We start from the raw sequence: 17,758 nt of genomic DNA, 5'->3' as shown, positions 1-17,758 counted from the left end.
GCACGGTATCCGCGGGACCTCGAATCCCAAGGCGAACAAAGCTCCTATTGCGGCGCGGTCACACTCAGCCGCGCGAACATCCGACTACCGGGAGAAGGAATGGAGACCGTCACCTCTTCCGTGTCGGCATCGATCGCCACACTGCTGATCGTCACTCCCCCGCTTCCATTCACGGCAGGCGTCCACGGAGTAGCGGACATGTCGTCCTTGAACTCAACTCGATCGACGAACCCTGCCACCGCGGCGGCGGTTTCACGCCGATAGACGATCACCAGATTGTTTCCGGATTTGCTTCCAGCCGGCAGGTTGGCCGAAGACCCGGAAACCGGGCTCGATCCCACGACAAACTCGACGGAGTTCGCCAGGCCGTCGCCATCGGGATCTTGCGAAGGTGCTCCATTGCCGGCCGGATTCAGCCCGTAGGTCGACGCCCAAACGTCGTAGGCCGATTGCGGCGGCGCGGAATTGAAGAGGTCCGCGATATTGCTCGCCACCAATTCCCGGTTGTAGATCCGCAGATCGTCCAGACGGCCAGCGAATCCCTCGAAGGCAGTCGAGCGGCCCAGCGCACCAATCGCAAAGCCAACCGTCGTTGCATCATTGAAGCCGGTGTTGGTCGCCGTCGTCCGGCTATCCACCAGCACACCATCGATGTAGGTGTCCAGCCGGTTGACCGGCACATTGCGGAACACATACGCATAGTGATGCCAGGCGCCCAGGGCCGGTGCCGAGTTCACCGGCGCGAGGTAGTCGACCTTGCCGTAGGTGGTGCCAATCAGCTGCCGTGAGGCGTTGCGTTGCCCCACTCCCCAGCCCTGCGTCAGCGTGGCCGCACCATTGGCATAGGCCGAGAAGAACCGCGTGCGATCCACCGTCGTTCCCACCGGCACATTGGCCCAGCAGGCCACCGTGAAGCCATCGCTGTCGGCGACCAGCTGGCTCGTGTAGTCGGGTCCGGTATCGGCGCCGAGATCGATCAGGTCACCGGTGCCGTCCAACAGCAGGGCTCCACCACCGATACGTGAAGACGCCGTCCATTGGGCATCACCCACTGGCGTACCATCATTGTTGAGAGTCCCGGTGTCATCGCCCACGGCCGCCTGTTGGTCGAAGGTGAAATGGGAGACCATGCTCGCATCCGGGCTGCTCAATTTCACCGAGGCGGAAAGCGGGACATCGAAGACACCCTGATTGAAGCCGTCGGTAATGACTTGCAGATTGCCGGTGAAATTGCCGTCGGAACTTCCCGGGGTGAAAGTCACCGTGATCGTAGTGCTTCCACCGGGCGCCACCGCGAAGGGAGGCGCGGCATTCGTGGTGAAGGCCGCGCTTCCCGTGCTGGCCACATCAAAGACCGTTAGATCGGTGGCACCTCCGGTATTCGAGATCGTCAGGGTCTGGGTTTGCGGTGAAGGAGCCGTCGCGAAGCTGCCGAAGTCGATCAAAGCAGGCGCGATACCGGCAACCGGGTCCCTTACCTCGACACTGACGGCCACGTCTCGCGACGGCTTGAGCGAATCGTTCGAGGCAATGGTGAGGGTGGCATTGTAGGTCCCCCCTCCTTGCGGATTGAAGTTCAGGCGAATGGCACCCGTGGCACCTGGCGCGAGGTTGTTATCGAAGGAGGCGAGGCTGAAGTTCGCCGCGTTGTCGCCGCTGATCGTGACGGGAGCGACAGAGCTGAGCGTCAGCGTCTGGCTGGCTCCGTTGTTGGAAAAGGGAACGGATAGGATTCCAGCTACACCATTGCTCGTGAAGGAAAACGAAGGCTCCACCAGCATCGAGGGATCACCTGCCGCTCCCTGTGCCAGCGAGGCGATCTCGCCAGCGGTGAGAACGGAATCATAGATCCGCAGTTCATCCACCGAACCATCATAGGCATCCGTCGGAGCGCTGCGCCCTAGCCGTCCCACTTCGAAGTTGTTGAAGGCCGGAAACGTGAACAAGGGAGTCGTCGTGCTGCCGGCGAGCACACCATCGATGTAGATCTGCGTCACGTCCGTGGTCGCATTGGCCGTGTAGGCGACGTGATGCCACTGGCCGTCATTCAGTGCCGCACCCCTGATCAAATCCGGAAAGGTCGTGGCAGCGCGAGTCCGACCGAAGACGCCGCCGAGATTCGCGGTATTCGTTCCCCCGGTGGTGCCGACGTCCAGATAGCGGTCACTGGCCGCATTGCTGCCGAGGAAGACGGCGGTGTCGCGGTTCGCCGTGGAGGTCGCCCACTTCAGCCACACCGAGATCGTCACCGCTTGGCTTGCATTGATCGCGGCGAAGGTCGTCGCATTCTCCATGTCGACGATGCCCGCCTGCGTCGCATCATTGTGAAACGTGAAAGCCGTTCCGAATTTCCCCGCCGCACCGAGCGTGACATTGGCGCCAATCGTTCCATTGGCTCCGGCCGAGCCCTTGTCCACCGCCGTGGTCCCGGAGGTCTCGTCGAAGGTGTAGTGCGATATCAGGGCGGCTTCCGCCGTGCCCAGGGTAAGGGCGGCCGCCACCGCCAGGAGGTTGATCGTGTGCATCGGGATCGTTCAGGTATTTTTTGTGCGTCGATGTTGTCGCCGTGCACCGGTTGACACCGGACAAGATCGACCCGCACTTATTCCCCTCCCGTCCGGATGCTGACCGGATTTCCTGCAGAAATTTCTCAGTCGGATTCCTTCACCGCATTCTCATACGGGTTGCTCGCGAAGATGAGTGTCTTCGCGTCACGCAAGACATGGCGCTCTGCCAGCCCTCGCTTCGGAATGCTGACATTGAGGACGCCATCCTTCACCTCCCAGCGGCTGTCCACCCAGTAGCCCTCATCCTTCACGCCATTCTGCTCCAGGGATACCGAGCCATCCGGATGAAATTCGCGGACGAAGGCAGTGCCCATGTGGCGGTAAGCCCAGCGACCGATGAATTGCTCCGGGCCCGCACCGGTCACCAGCCCCTCTTCGAATTGGAGGATCCCCCGGCTCCCGATCGGCACGTCGGCATGAGCGAGATTTCCTCCCTCACGACTGATCGTTTCGATCCGGGCCTTGATCGTCCAGCGCCCGCGACTGTAGTCCCCCGGCGGGACGTCGAGTGCGTAGATGTTGTTAGAGACGTAGCGCAGCACACCGGTGCTGCCAGCGTGATCATCCGCCACCACGAGTTCACCATCGCGGAAAAGCCGCACATCCCGGAGATTCACCGCGTCCATACCGCTGATCCACTTGAAGATCGCCCGATACTTGGCGGGCTTCCACACCAGATGGGTCACATCACAGGTGAACTCCCGCGTCCCCGGAGAATCCACCTCCCAGCGGAAGTCGCGGGCCGGCAACCGGTCGACAAACTTCTCGCGATCCAGCGGCACCGGCTCGAACGGCTCCTCGGCACCTGGCGATTGCACCAGCGACTGGTTCTCGAACAGCATGATCGAGTCCCGCCCCTCCGAGTGCAGCTTCACCTTCCCTGAAAACACGCCCACTTCCGTGCTCCCATTCTCCTGCGCATCCATGGCGAACTCGGTGCCCAGATCCTCCACCGTGCCTCCCGAGTAGTGGATCTTGAAGCCCTCCGCACCCTTCGGCACCGTGGTGTAGAGCTTCCCTTTTGCAAGACGTCCCTCCTCTTGCCCGGCGACCTCATAGACGGCCGGCCCCTCGAGAGTAACGCACACGCCATTCCCATACGTCACCTCCACCAAGCCGGATTTGATCGAAATAGGATCAGACGCAGCATCCAGATCAATCTTGTGAGGAGCGCTTTCATCAGCCCACTCGACGCCCACCATGCCAGTGATCCGGGCAGGAGCAGCATGCGCCGGGGAGATGGCCACCGTGCTGTTAGACGGATCTCGTTCCAGTCGCCGCCCAAGGATCAGTCCTAGGGCAAACACGACACACGCCGCAGCCAAGGGCGTGGCGAACCGCATCGCGCGCGGGAATCGCACGATCCGGGCAGGCTCCACCTCTGACAAATCACGCTCCGGGATCGAAGATGGTAGCAGCGCCTCCTGCTGGCTGACCGCGACGTAGTAGGCCAGCGCCTCGTCGTCCTCAAGATACTCCTCAAGCTGCGCCACCTCCTGCTTGGACAGCGGCGGCCCATCGTGGAGTCGGTCGATCAGACTTCGGAGCTTGGCATGCGGTGGGCGGCTACTCATGACGGAAAGAAATTCGGGTTTCGATGCAGTGGCGGAGCGCGAGCCGGATCCGCGACAGGTTCTTCTGAATCTGGTTTGGCTTCACACCCAGGTTCTTGGCGTGAGCGGTAAGGGACAGGCGATCCAGGTACTTCAATTGCAGGAGCCGCTTGCTCTCGCCCGGCAATTCGGCCACGCACTCGCGAAGGGCCGCGAGCCGGTGGTCCACGTCCTCGGAAAAATTCTCGGCCGCTCTGGAAATCCGCTCGAGCACATCCTCGGAAAAGCTCACCAGCTTCCGGCGCTGCATTTCCCGCCGGTGGGTGAGCACCTTGAACCATGCGGCCTTGAAAGCCCAGGCCTTGAAGTTGCTGCCCGCCTCAAATTCACCCCGCCGGTCCCAGAGGAAAAGGCAGGTCTCCTGCACCACGTCATCGCAGGAGTCCCGGTCCGGCAGGAGCGAAAGCACATACCCCCTGAGCGCAGGCCGCACTTCCTCGATCAGAGCGCCCACGGTGGCGTCATTCTCTTCGGTGAATCCGGGATCAAACTCGGGCCGGGTGCTCATCGCTATTCCTATTCCCGATCCACCGAAAAGCTGACCACGAAAAATCGCAAGCCAGGTTTGCGGGTCATTCCTTGTCGTGGATGTCGAGCGGAGCCCCCGGGCGGTCCACCTTGGGCGCATGGGCAGCATATTTCTCCCAAATCATCCGGCTGATGGCGATGGAGTCACCCTCGGCCTCGGCCGGATACGGCTTCCGCGAGGAGATCCACTTTTCGGTGAAATCGCGCACCAGCGAGTCCCCGGAGAACTTCTCGCCCCCTCGCAGCGATTTAGCCGCGGCATCCAGGTAGAGCTTCCAACTGCCCAGGTTGTAGTCGCCCATCAGCCCGCCGTATTGGCGCTGGGCATAGCCGAACAAACCATTGCCACGATCTCCCCACAGCGTGATGAGCCGGCGGGCATTGCCTTCCCATTGGCCCCTCCGCTCCGCGGTGGCATCCGCGGCGAGTGGGTATTTGAGGTAACGACCGAACTGGAACATCGCGTGCGAGCTCAGCAAGCGATCGCAGTCCATGATCGCCTCGCAGTAGGCATCCGACCCTGCTTTGAAACGGGCAGCATCCTTCGCGGCGAAAGCCTCCCGTAACTCAGCGTGTAGTTTCTGCTGGGCGATGTCCGACATGACCTGACGCCCCACATCCACCAAATCGTACCGGTAGGTATCGCGGCTCCCCAATTCAGCGGAAGCATCCAGCAGCAGACGGAACGCTTCCCGAACCTTCGAGGAATCATAGAAGATCGCACCCCGCGCAAAACCACCGCCGTCCTTCCCCAAGGATGGCGGCATCGCGAGGAAATTGCCCTGCGGCCCATGACGCAGGTCGCCGCATTCATAGAGCGTGCTGCTCAGGATCTGCCACGCCTTCAGCGCATTCTCGTTCCGGCTGCCGTAGCGCGCCCACACGAAGTCCTCCACCCACGCCGCCACATCCATCGGCTTGTCGTGCCACGCCATCTCATAAAGCTGCTCGTAAACGATCGGATTGTTTTCCCCACCCTCGTTCAGCGTGCCGATGCCCGAAAGCCTCCCCGCCTCTGAGCTCCCGAGCAATTTCGGCATCTCGACCCCCACCTTCGTCAGCCGCCCATACATCCCCTGCTTGCCGCCCCAGTTGTTGATGATGCACCACAGCCACGGCTTGCCGGAATACGCCCCGGTGCGCAGCCACTGCGGCTTGCCATCCGCGAACAAGTCCAGCACCACCATCTGCCGCTCCGTCGCTCCGGACAGCAATGCCTCGACCCGTGGCTGGCTCCAGAACTTACTGTGAACGAACAGCCAGCCCTGCATGAACCACACCGCCTGTGGGTCAGCATCCGCCATCGACTGATAGACCTGGCGGGTCATTTCGCGGAGATACGCCGGATCGTCGGTCGGCGGATCGACCTCGTTGAAGGTATCGGCGGAGTACAAGTGCGCGGTGCCATATAGCTTGCCCGCCTCGCTGACAAAGCGCGCCCCGATCTTGCGAAACAGCGGGTCCGTCGGATCCAGCACATTCACACCGGGAAAGCCTCCCCAATTTTTGAGCTTCGCGATCTTGGCTTCCGGAAACTTCTGCTTCAGCGCCGCCGGCACGTGCCCGCCGAAGGCCGGCAGCACCGGCTTCATCCCGAGCTCCATCGCGCGGGCCATGATCCGTTTCTGAAGGGCTTCCTGCCGGTCATACCAAGCCCGCGGATTCGGCCCGCCCCAGCCATCGATGTTTCCCATCAGGAACCACGGCAGGAACGGCGGACCGGCGATGAACGACTCGATGTCCTTCTCGGAAAGCCCGAGGCCGCGATAGACATTCCGGTAGATCACCTCCGCGCCCGTGGCCATCAGCGGCGTATTGATCCCATGCAGCGCCATCAGGTCGATCTCCCGCTCCCACCGCGCCCAATCCCAAAACGCCATCATGTAGCCATATGTGCAGTAGTTGAAGGCATAGCGATACTGATGCGGCGAGTCCTTGCGAACCTTCTCCTTCAGGATCGGCAAGGGATCCGGCAGCGCAAGTTGATCCCCACACCAGGAGACCTCGCAGTGGCAATAGTACTTCAGATACCAATTCAACGCGGACCCGATGCTCACGCCGTTGTTTCCGCGCAGCACGATCTTGCCGTCGCGTGATTCGATCTCGAAGACGTCGCGGCTTCCGTCCGGCGGGATCAGCTCGCAGACAAAGTTGGACGCCTTGGCGGGAATCAACCTCTGGATAAGGGCCGCCGCAGACGGGTCAGCCACCGTCGCCGCGCCCGCCGCAGCGATCAAGAGGCCCAAAAGGGCGACAGCACATCTCAAAACGGATTTCATGAAGGAACGAGAAGACCCGGCAGCCATCAGGCGATTCCGGACCCTTGCATTCCGGAAGACCGCGAAACCGGACCAACTTTACTCGGATTTTTCCGCGGTGAAAAGATACCCGGAATGTCGGATGTCTCCGCATCAATGGGTTAAATGCGTCAGCATCTCCGACCGGGTCGGCTTTTTGTTTCCCGGTGAAGGCGTCGCATGAAGAATTGGAACACCCTATGAAATCCGCCCTGTGCCGGATGGCAGCCTTTGCCGCTCTCGCGAACGCCCTTCACGCAGCCCCTCTCGTCACCGCGGGAAAACCCGCCGAGCTAAGCATCCGTGTGGTGGGTGAAGGCGCACTGCGCGTCACGCTGAAGCCACTCGATTTCACCGCAGAGCTGCCGCCGAATCCGGCCTTGTTAGATCGCACGGACGTCCCGCTGCTCCGCTTGCAGGAAATCACGGAAGCAAAGGAAATCACCGCCGGCACCCTCAAGGTTTCAGTAAAGCCCGATCCCCTCACCGTCCGCGTGTCCTCCGCGAACGGCACCCTGATCCAGGAGCTGGCATTCCAAGCCGATGGCTCCATCGACTTCCCTCTCGATGACCAGCCGGTGCTCGGCCTCGGCGAAGGCGGACCGATGCCGGGCAAGAACTGGCGCACCGATCCCGTGCAGTTCGATCGCCGCGGACGCCTCGATACCATGGAGCCGCACTGGCAATCCGATGCCTACGGCTCGCGCAATCCCGTCGCCCTGCTCGCCGGCACGCGCGGCTGGGGACTCTGGTTCGCAACGCCGTGGGGAAAGATCGATCTCTCGAAGCCTGACACCGGCAAGTTCATCCCAATCGAAGCGAAGGATCCCAAGGCCATGCGCCAGACCTTCGGCAATCAAGGCAAGCAACTCGGCAAGGGCATCCCTCCCATGGAGACCTTCGTTCCCGGATTGCTCGATGTCTTCGTCTTCGACGCCCGCGAGCCCGCCGCCTTCATGAACAATCTCGCCGCGCTGACCGGTCGTGCGGTCATGCCTCCGAAGTGGGCGCTCGGTTACATGCAATCCCACCGCACGCTCGAAGACGACGCCCAGATGCTGAAGATCGTCGATACCTTCCGCGAGAAGCACATCCCGCTCGATGCCGTGATCTACCTCGGCACCGGCTTCACCCCGCGCGGCTGGAACAAGAAGCAACCGTCCTTCGAGTTCAACCCCGAGGTCTTCAAGCGCGACCCCGCCGCCTTCATCGCCGATGTGCACCAGCGCAACGCAAAGGTCGTCCTCCACATGGTGCCGTGGGATCGCGACAAGATTCCGCTGTTAGACGATGCCCTCCTCGGCAGCTACTGGAAGGAACACGAAGGTCTCGTGAAAGCTGGCGTCGACGGCTGGTGGCCGGACGAGGGCGATTGGTTCGACCTCAATGAACGGCTCAAGCGCCATCAGCTCTACTACGATGGCCCGATCTCCACGCAACCCGACCGCCGTCCGTGGAGCCTACACCGCAATGGCTACCTCGGCATAGCGCGCTGGGGCGGCTGGGTGTGGTCGGGCGACACCCAATCGACGTGGAAGACCCTCGAAGCCCAGATCGCAGTCGGCATCAATCATTCGCTCAGCCTCTCGCCCTACTGGGGCTCGGACATTGCCGGTTTCCTTTCCACCCCTGAGTTGACCGGCGAACTCTACGCACGCTGGTTTCAATTTGCCGCCTTTACTCCATCCTTCCGCGCCCACGGCCGGACTTGGTGGACACGGCTGCCGTGGGGATGGGGACTCGATTCGCTCGGGCCCGTGGAGGACAAGGAGCCTCCGTCGCTTTCCGAGCTGAACAATCCTGCCATCGAACCGATCGCCAGGAAATACGCCGAGCTTCGTTACCAACTGCTCACCTACAACTACACGTTGGCATCGCAAGCCCGTGAGACCGGCTTGCCCTTCATGCGTGCCTTGTGGCTGCACTACCCCGACGACGCGAAGGCCCGCGGGATCGGCAATGAATACCTATGGGGCCGCGATCTGCTCATTGCCCCGGTTTTCGAGAAGGGCGCCACCAGTCGCGAAACCTACCTCCCGGCAGGCCAGTGGTATGATTTTTGGTCCGGCGACGCCCACGAAGGTGGCAGCACCATCCGCCGCCCCGTCGATCTCGCGACCATGCCGATCTTCGTCAGGGCCGGAACCATCCTGCCGCTTGATCCCATCCGGCAATATACCGGCGAAGAAGTAAAAGAGCCGCTGACGATTCGCATCTACCGCGGGGCAGATGGCACCGCGCAGATCTACCACGACGATGGGTCCAGCAATGGTTACCTCAAGGGCGATTCCGCGGTGACCTCCTTCAAGTGGGACGACCAAGCGGGAAAGCTCACCATCGAGCCTCAAGTCTCCGCCCAGCACCTCCTCAAGCACCCGCAAAAGCTCCGCATTTTATTGATCCCCGGCGTGAAAGAAACGGCAGTGGATTACCGTGGCGAAGCAATGACGGTCGATTTCAAGTGATTTTCCGCCCGGGAAACGAGCGCCTTCACGATCCCTAAAGGTTCGGCCTGCCACGGTGGGCGCATGACTTTCCCCGTTCGCCTCGCCGTTTGCACCGCGACCTTGCTCGTCGTGCTGCCGGGATGCCGCGTGACACCTGCCCAGGGTCCGGACGTCGTCCTGCCGGTTTCCTGGCGGAATGCGGCCGGCTTCCCCAGTGCCTCGCCCGAGCGCGATTTGTCGAGCTGGTGGTCATCCTTCGGCGATCCACAAATGACCAAGCTGATCCGTGAGGCACTTGCGGGAAACCGCGACCTCGCCTCCGCCATCGCCCGCGTCCGCCAAGCACAGGCGCAACGCGACGCCCAACGCGCCTCGCTATTTCCGTCCGTGGACTACGATGGCTCCCGTAGTTCTGGAAAGACCTGGATCGATGACGGAAAGGACCGCTCCAGCACATCTTACTCCGCGGGCCTCAGCGCCTCGTGGGAACTCGATTTCTTTGGAAAGAATCGTCAGGCCGTGCTCGCCTCCTCTGCTGAGGTGGAAGCCGCGAAGGAGAACCTTCATTCGGCTCAGGCCTCGCTCGCATCGGAGGTAGCGCTCGCCTACCTCGACCTTCGTTCCGCTGAAGACCGTCTCGCCATCGTGAAGCGCAGCCTCACGACCCGCGAGGAAACCACCCAGCTCGCCTCATGGCGTGCTCAGGCCGGCGAGATCGATCAGCTCGAATTGCGCCAGGCAGAGTCGAGCCTCGAGACCGCCCGCTCGCAGATCTCTTCCCAAGAGCAAAACATCGCGCAAACCAAGAACCGCCTTGCCCTTCTCTGCGGACGCGCCCCCGGCGGCATTTCCACCGGCTCCGGCGGCATCCCCTCGCCTGCCCGTCGTCTCGCGGTCGGCATTCCCGCCGACACCATCCGCCAACGTCCCGATGTCCGCGGTGCCGGCTACCAATGGGTCGCCGCCGTGGCTCGCACCAAGGTGGCCGAGGCCGAGAAACTGCCAAGCCTGCGCCTGTCCGGCTCCCTCGGCATCGACTCCCTGACCAGCAACAAGCTCTTCAATCCCGCCACGACCGCCACCGGCATCGTCGCTGGGATCTCCGGCCCCATCTTTGACGCCGGCCGCATCCGCGCGAATATCGTCGCGCAGGGCGCCGTTGAGGAACAGGCACTCCTTTCCTACCAATCCACCGTCCTCACCGCGCTCTCCGAAGTGGAAGACGCTCTCATTGCCTGCCGCCGCACGGAGGAACGCCTCGCCACCCTTGAGAAAGCTGCCGCCGCCGCGAAGCAAGCCTCCACGATGGCGAGCCAGAAGTATCGCTCCGGGATCATCGACATCACCACCGTGCTCGATACCCAGCGCAATGACCTCGCCCTCGAGGAAACTGTGGCTGCGGTGAAAGCCGACCGCGCCGCCGCGCATATTCAACTCTACAAGGCACTCGGCGGCGGTTGGTCCTCCGGTTCCTGAATCACCCATTTCTTCATGAAGCCATCCGATTCATCGCAAGACCTCGCTACCGTGCTGGAGCAGGGCAAATCCCGGCCGATCCGCAAGTGGATCATCATTACCCTGATCGTTGCCGCACTGGGTGGCGGCGGCTATTACTACTACAAGAAGAACAGCAAGGCCGAGACCGGCCCCGAATACGTGACCAAGCCCTTGGAGCGCGGCGAAATCTCCATCGAGATCACCGCCACCGGCACCTTGGCTCCGACCAATCAGGTCATCGTCGGTAGCGAATTGTCCGGCACCGTCGCCGAGGTTTTCGTCGATACCAATGACACCGTGACCAAGGGCCAGCAGCTCGCGAAGCTCGACACCATCAAGCTGACCCAGCAGACCGAACGCACCCGCGCCGCCCTGCTTTCCGCCAAGGCCCGCGTCAATCAGGCCGAGGCGACCTTGCGCGAAAGCGAGGCATCACACGGCCGGTTGTTAGAACTGCACAAGCTAAGCGGCGGCCAGACTCCATCGAAGGCAGACATGGATACCTCGGTGGCCACCATGGAGCGGGCCCAGGCAGATCTCGAAAGCTCGAAGGCCTCCGTGGCAGAGGCCGATGCAAACGTGAAGTCGAACGAGCGCGACCTGGAAAAGGCCGTGATCCGCTCGCCCGTCAATGGCACCATCCTGCTGCGCAAGCTGGAGGTCGGCCAAACCGTCGCCGCCTCCTTCACCGCACCGGAGCTTTTCACTATCGCGGAAGACCTGCGGAAGATGGAACTCGTCGTGGCAGTCGCGGAGTCCGACATCGGCCGCGTAGAAAAAGGCCAGGCCGTTGAGTTCAAAGTCTCCGCATGGCCGAAACGCGTCTACAACGCGACCGTGAAGAAGGTCTTCTACGGCTCCACCATCACCAACAACGTGGTGACCTACAGCACCGAGCTGGAGGTGAATAATGACGACCTCAGCCTGCGCCCCGGCATGACGGCGACCGCCGACATCTTCATCGAGCGGAAGCAGGACATCTTCTCCGTCTCAAACTCAGCGCTCCGCTTCGATCCCGTGGCGGCAAAGAAACTCGGCAAGGTGGAAGAAAGCGACCGCACCATCGTCCAGCAGCTCTCGCCCGGGGGCGGACGACGCTGGGGCCGCGGTGCCAACGGCGGACTTCCCACCGGCCCGGAGAAGAAAGACACCAGTGTCTGGGTGCTGAAGAGTGGCGAGCCGTTCGAGATCAAGGTCACGACGGGGCTCACCGATGGCAATGACACCGAGATCACTGGCGAAGGACTTTCCGAAGGCGCGGACATCATCGTCAGCGCCAAGCCTCCGATGAAGTCATGAGCAACCTCATCGAACTGCGCGGCCTGACCAAAACCTACGGGCGTGGCGATGCCGCGTTCCAGGCGTTGCGCGGCGTGGACATGGACATCGCCCGCGGCGAGTTCCTGGCCGTCATGGGACCCAGCGGCTCGGGCAAATCGACCCTGATGAATCTGTTAGGCTGTCTCGATACGCCGAGCACCGGCAGCTACCGCTTCGAAGGTGTGGGAGTAGAGACGCTCAACAAGGACCAGCGCTCGCTACTGCGCCGCACCGCGCTCGGCTTCGTCTTCCAAGGCTTCAACCTGCTCGCCCGCACCTCCGCGCTGGAGAACGTGGAGCTTCCCCTGCTCTACCGCGGCTACACGCGCAAGCAACGCCACGAGATGGCACGCAAGGCCCTCGCCAGCGTCGGCCTGCCGGACAAGGAGCGCAATACGCCCGCCGAACTCTCCGGCGGCCAGCAGCAGCGCGTCGCCATTGCCCGGGCAATCGTGACCAATCCCGGCACGCTTTTCGCCGACGAACCAACCGGCAACCTGGACTCGAAGACCACGCTCGAGGTCATGGAGCTCCTTTGCCGCCTCAACGACGACTTGGGCATCACCGTCATCATGGTCACCCACGAGGATGAAGTGGCGCACTACGCAAAACGAATCGTTCACGTCCGCGACGGCTTGATCGGCTCGGACGACATCAACACCAACCGCACCCCGAGAACGCGATGATGAGCATGTTCTGGAACGCCTTTATCATCGCGTTGCGCGAGATCCGCCGCAACCTGATGCGTGCCTTCCTCACCGTGATCGGTGTGGTCATTGGAGTCGCCGCTGTGGTTACCCTCGTCACCCTTGGCCGCGGGGCCACGCAAACGGTGAAGTCACAGATCGAGAAGGTGGGCAGCAACCTGCTCACCCTCCGTCCCGGCCAGGGATGGGGCCCTCAATCCGCCGCCCTTTTCAGCCAGCAAGACTTGGATGCCGTCCGCGATCAGGTCCCCGGCATCCGGGCCATCGCCCCCATGTCCAATACCAGTGTCCAGGCCATCTCCGATGAGGAAGCACGGCAGACCGATGTTCAGGGCACCACCCCGTCCTATTTCCCGATCGGCAACTGGCAGATCGCCGACGGACGCTTCTTCACCGATGAAGAAGTCGTGGATGGCGCGACCGTCGCGGTGATCGGCGAGACGATCCGCAAGGAGCTGTTCCCCAAGGAGGACGCCCTCGGCAAAAAGATCCGTCTGCAAAACACCGCCGTCACCGTGATCGGCGTGACCACGGTGAAAGGCCAGGCAGGCTGGGGCGATGACCTCGATGACAACATCATCATCCCCATCACCACCCTGCAACGGCGCCTGAACGGACAGATGTCGAAACAGAACCTCGGCCAAATCATGATCTCCACCGAGGACGGCTACCCGAGCGAAGCGGTGGTGGCCGACCTGAATTCGCTGATGCGCGAACGACGCCACCTGAGCCACAATCAGCAGAACAATTTCTCCGCCTTCGACAGTCGCCAGATCGCCGACGCGGTCAGCTCCAGCACCAAGGTCATGACCTCGCTGTTAGGCGCGGTGGCCGGCGTCAGCTTGCTGGTCGGTGGCATCGGCATCATGAATATTATGCTGGTCTCGGTGACCGAGCGGACCCGCGAGATCGGCATCCGCATGGCCATCGGCGCACGAGCCCGCGAGGTGATGCTCCAGTTCCTGGTGGAAGCCGTGACCCTCTCCTGCGTCGGCGGACTGTGCGGCATTGCGCTGGCCTACGGACTCTGCGTCTGGCTGGCCACGCTCGTGGGTGCGCCTTTCGCCTTCGATCCCAAGATCAACGGCATCGCCTTCATCTTCTCCGCCGCCATCGGCATCCTCTTCGGCTTCATGCCCGCGCGCCGTGCAGCGGGTCTCGATCCAATCGAGGCACTGCGTCATGAATAGATGGGAGATCGCAGATGGCAGATGGTAGTTGAACAACCTTCTGCCTTCCGGCCTTTCCATCTACGATCCACCATCTTCCATCTACCATCTCCAAATGCGCCTGCTGGTCATCGAGGACGATCCACTGCTGCTCCACAGCCTGAGTGAAGGGCTGCGGGAGGAGCAGTATGCGGTCGACACCGCGATCGATGGTGAGGAGGGATTGGCGAAAGCCCGCGAGACCGACTACGACTGCATCGTGCTCGATGGCATGCTGCCGGGCATCGATGGCTGGGAGCTGTTAGCCCGCCTCCGTCGTGAGAAAAAGACGCCGGTCCTGATGCTCACCGCGCGCGATGCCGTGCCCGATCGCATCCGCGGCCTCGATGCCGGAGCCGACGACTACCTGACCAAGCCCTTCGATTTCGAGGAACTCCTTGCCCGCCTCCGGGCTTTGATCCGTCGCAGCTCGGGGCTTGGGACGAGCTCTTTGGAAATCGATGGCGTGGAGATCGACACCGCCTTGCGCCAGGTCCGCAGCGCAGGCGAAATCGTCTCGCTCACCCCGCGCGAGTATGGGCTGGTCGAATACCTCGCCCTTCATCGCGGCAGCGTGGTCAGCCGCACGGAACTCTACGAACACCTTTTTGACGAGAGCGACGACACGCTCTCCAACTTGCTCGACGTCCACGTCTCGAACGTTCGCAAGAAGCTCGGCGCCGGCTTCATCTCCACCCGCCGCGGCCACGGCTACAGCATCGAATGAAGCGGCTCTTCCAATCGGTCCGCTGGTGGCTCCTGCTGTGGTACGCGCTCATCCTGCTGTGTCTCATCACGGGGCTCTGCTTGCTGTCGTTCCGCCTGACCTCAAACGATCGCACCGTCCAGATCGACCGCGAGATCCGCGGCTTCCAAGGCACCTTCTTCCGCAGCCTCTTCGCCTCGCGTCCGCTGCCGAACAAGGACGAGCCGCCTAGCCTCGATGAAATCCGCGAGCGCCTGCTCAATCCCGGAGACGTCTCGAAGTTCCCGCCGGAACTCCACGCGCTTTTCTCCGGAGCCAATGGAGGCAGCTACCTTGCGTGCTGGGACAGCGATGGCTCGCCGCTTTTCATCTCCGCCAATTCGCCCGACGATCTCAAGCCACCCTGCGGTCCGAAGGACGGCTCCACAAAATACGTCGAACAAGATCACCGGCGCGAACAACACCGGGTCCAGCCTTCGGGCATGAGTTCGATCGTCGGTCGCGACATCAGCGAGGAACAGCGGGAACAGCGAAACTTCGGCGTGCTGTTAGCCTTGGGAGGCGGAGCCCTATGGCTCGCCGGCCTCGGCGGCGGATGGTGGCTTGCCGGTCGCGCCTTGAAGCCGATCGACACCATCGGCCGCACCGCCTCACGCATCGCCGCCGGCAATCTCGACGAGCGCATCCAGATCGCCAATACCGACAACGAACTCGACCGCCTCGGTCATGTGCTGAATGACACCTTCGAGCGTCTTTCCGCGGCGATCGAACGCCAGAAGCGCTTCACCGCCGATGCCTCGCACGAGCTGCGCACGCCGGTCACCATCATCCTCTCGGAAACGCAGCGGGCTCTCAAACGTGAGCGTGAGCCCGAGCAATATCGCGAGATCCTCGCCAACTGCCGCACCGCCGCCGAGCGGATGCGGGCGCTGGTGGAGTCCCTGTTAGTGCTGGCTCGCCAGGATCTGCCTGCCTCGAAATTCGACCCTGTGGCCTGCGACCTCGCCGACATCGCCACCGGGGTGGCGGATCTGCTGCAACCGCTCGCCAACGAGCACTCGATCACTGTGCAGCGGGAGATTTCCCCCGCCCCGCTCAAGGGCGATCCTCACTCGCTGGCGATGGTCGTTCAGAACCTGCTCTCCAACGCCCTCATCCACCCCCCGTCGGGCAGCACCGTCATCCTGAAGACCTCGGTGAATGAAGACGGCACGGTGCTGGAAGTTTCCGACAATGGCCCCGGCATCTCCGCGGAACATTTGCCGCGACTCTTCGACCGCTTCTATCGCGCCGACTCCGCGCGTGGCCAAATCAACGGCCACACCGGCCTCGGCCTGGCGATCGCGAAGACCATCGTCGAGAACCACGGCGGCCGGATCGAGGTCACCAGCGACAAGGGCACGACCTTCCGCGTGGTCCTCCCGTAGCGCATCAGCGGGAACATTTTCTGCTCCAGCGCCTCTCAATTCCTGCAAAAGCAGTTGAAAAGCGACGTCGCTTGAAACATCCGCCGCTTCCGAAGCTTACCTCTCCTCACGATGAATCCGAAAAAATCCCAAATGATTTGGAGCGCCGGTGGTCTCGCCTTGGCGCTGGGCGCCGGCGTCATGATCGGACGAATCAGCGCTCCGGACGCATCCGGCACCGCCGCCGACGGGAGCGGAGCCGATGGCCGCGGATCAAGCAAAGGTACCGCGGGCATGAGCTTGGCAGAGCGCCTTGAGCGCAAGCGCGCCGGCGAAGGCCGCGATGCCACCAAAAACGTCGACCGGGATCTCAAGTCCATCCTCGGCGTCACCAGCCGTCTCGACCGCACCCAACGGCTGCTCGCCTTCCTCGACCGCCTGCCAGCCGACCAATTTGCCGGCGTTTACGACGAGCTTCGCAATTCTCCCTCCGCCGAGCTGCGCGGAGCCGAGCGCTCGCTGATCCTCCAGGCATGGGCCGAGCGTGACCCAAACAGCGCCGTCGCATTCCTCCAACAGGGCAACGCGAACGATTGGGAACGCGAAACCGCACTCTCCACTTGGGCCGCCAATGATCCGCAAGCTGCCTTTGCCTGGGCCGCCACCGCTCCCGACGAAGGCGACGTGAACAACTGGCTGCTTGGCGCCACCCGTGGCATCGCCGCCTCCGATCCATTGCTTGCCCGTGACTACCTTGCCCAACTCGAAGGCCGCACCCGCGACGAGGCGATCAATGCGATGAAGCCCTACGTCACGCAGTTCGGCTTCGACTACTCGGCGTCATGGCTCTCCGGCCTCACGGATGACAATCTCCGCAATCAGGCATCGCGCGACTTGGCCCGCGACATGGCTCGCCTCGATCCCGCCCAAGCAGGACAGTGGAACGCCGCCATCACCGACGTGAACACCCGCCGCGATGTCTCTGAAACCGTCTCCGACGCCTGGGCTCGCCAAGACCTCGCCTCCGCCCGCACCTGGGTGGAGCACTTGCCGGAAGATACTCGAACGGAGGCAGCCGAAGGCGTCGCTCGCCAGTTTGCCCGCCAGGACCCCGCCGCCGCAGGCCAGTGGCTCGCCAGCCTGGGCAAGAACCCGGATCTCGATGGTGCCCGTCAGGTATACATCGAGGAAAGCTTCCGCAGCTCGCCGGAATCTTCGCTCAATTTCGTCTCCCAGCTCAGCGACCAAAATCGCAAGCAAGGCTACTACTGGCGCTACCTCAATGACTGGATGCGCCGCGACGAACCCGCCGCCCGGCAGTGGATGGCCAGCAACTCCCAGCAGCTTCCTCCGCAACTCGTCGAGCGGCTCAATCGCCCGCGCCAAGCCACGCAGTAAGCGTCCTCCAATATAGCGGCACGTCTATGACCGTCGCTAACTGGCGGCAACAAGCCGCATCGTG

General features: G+C 62.6%; 12 protein-coding genes. 8 read left to right on the top strand and 4 right to left on the bottom strand.

Translation table 11 applies throughout. The features are described 5' to 3' along the window. Nucleotides 1-44 precede the first annotated feature (44 nt). From WKV53_RS15895 to WKV53_RS15880, 4 genes are all read right to left on the bottom strand, one after another. Entirely contained in the window at nt 45-2,525 is a 2,481-nt protein-coding gene (locus WKV53_RS15895; RefSeq protein WP_341405761.1) for a LamG-like jellyroll fold domain-containing protein, read from the bottom strand. A gap of 125 nt (nt 2,526-2,650) precedes the next feature. Then, nucleotides 2,651-4,141 carry a FecR domain-containing protein gene (locus tag WKV53_RS15890; RefSeq protein WP_341405760.1) on the bottom strand — a complete coding sequence of 497 codons (1,491 nt, stop codon included), beginning with the start codon at nt 4,139-4,141 and terminating at the stop codon, nt 2,651-2,653. Further along, nucleotides 4,134-4,688, bottom strand: a complete 555-nt coding sequence (locus WKV53_RS15885) for a sigma-70 family RNA polymerase sigma factor (RefSeq protein WP_341405759.1) — start codon at nt 4,686-4,688, stop codon at nt 4,134-4,136. The genes WKV53_RS15890 and WKV53_RS15885 overlap by 8 nt, the downstream gene beginning before the upstream one ends. Before the next feature lie 64 nt (nt 4,689-4,752). Continuing rightward, a complete protein-coding gene (locus tag WKV53_RS15880) occupies nt 4,753-6,987 on the bottom strand; it encodes an alpha-N-acetylglucosaminidase (protein ID WP_341405758.1) in 2,235 nt (744 codons plus the stop codon). Nucleotides 6,988-7,205: 218 nt separating this feature from the next. Here WKV53_RS15880 and WKV53_RS15875 point away from each other — a divergent pair, with 218 nt between their 5' ends. The 8 genes from WKV53_RS15875 to WKV53_RS15840 all read left to right on the top strand — a co-directional run bounded on the left by WKV53_RS15875 (nt 7,206) and on the right by WKV53_RS15840 (nt 17,694). Then, nucleotides 7,206-9,470, top strand: coding sequence for a glycoside hydrolase family 31 protein (locus WKV53_RS15875; protein WP_341405757.1), 2,265 nt, complete (start codon nt 7,206-7,208; stop codon nt 9,468-9,470). A 63-nt stretch (nt 9,471-9,533) separates the two neighbouring features. After that, nucleotides 9,534-10,928, top strand: coding sequence for an efflux transporter outer membrane subunit (locus WKV53_RS15870; RefSeq protein ID WP_341405756.1), 1,395 nt, complete (start codon nt 9,534-9,536; stop codon nt 10,926-10,928). 15 nt (nt 10,929-10,943) lie between these two features. Next, nucleotides 10,944-12,248, top strand: a complete 1,305-nt coding sequence (locus WKV53_RS15865; protein WP_341405755.1) for an efflux RND transporter periplasmic adaptor subunit — start codon at nt 10,944-10,946, stop codon at nt 12,246-12,248. Then, complete coding sequence (locus WKV53_RS15860) at nt 12,245-12,955, top strand: ABC transporter ATP-binding protein (RefSeq protein WP_341405754.1); 711 nt, start codon at nt 12,245-12,247, stop codon at nt 12,953-12,955. Before WKV53_RS15865 ends, WKV53_RS15860 begins: the two co-directional genes overlap by 4 nt. Beyond that, nucleotides 12,952-14,166, top strand: coding sequence for an ABC transporter permease (locus tag WKV53_RS15855; protein WP_341405753.1), 1,215 nt, complete (start codon nt 12,952-12,954; stop codon nt 14,164-14,166). The genes WKV53_RS15860 and WKV53_RS15855 overlap by 4 nt, the downstream gene beginning before the upstream one ends. Before the next feature lie 94 nt (nt 14,167-14,260). After that, nucleotides 14,261-14,911: a response regulator transcription factor gene (locus WKV53_RS15850; RefSeq protein WP_341405752.1), complete on the top strand. Its 651-nt coding sequence runs from the start codon at nt 14,261-14,263 to the stop codon at nt 14,909-14,911. Beyond that, nucleotides 14,908-16,317, top strand: coding sequence for a sensor histidine kinase (locus WKV53_RS15845; protein WP_341405751.1), 1,410 nt, complete (start codon nt 14,908-14,910; stop codon nt 16,315-16,317). Before WKV53_RS15850 ends, WKV53_RS15845 begins: the two co-directional genes overlap by 4 nt. A 111-nt stretch (nt 16,318-16,428) precedes the next feature. Further along, complete coding sequence (locus WKV53_RS15840) at nt 16,429-17,694, top strand: hypothetical protein (RefSeq protein ID WP_341405750.1); 1,266 nt, start codon at nt 16,429-16,431, stop codon at nt 17,692-17,694. The last annotated feature ends 64 nt before the right edge of the window (nt 17,695-17,758 follow it).

It is taken from the genome of Luteolibacter sp. Y139 (genome assembly GCF_038066715.1).
GTDB classification, from domain to species: domain Bacteria; phylum Verrucomicrobiota; class Verrucomicrobiia; order Verrucomicrobiales; family Akkermansiaceae; genus Haloferula; species Haloferula soli.
This window is presented reverse-complemented; position numbering and strand designations above follow the sequence as displayed.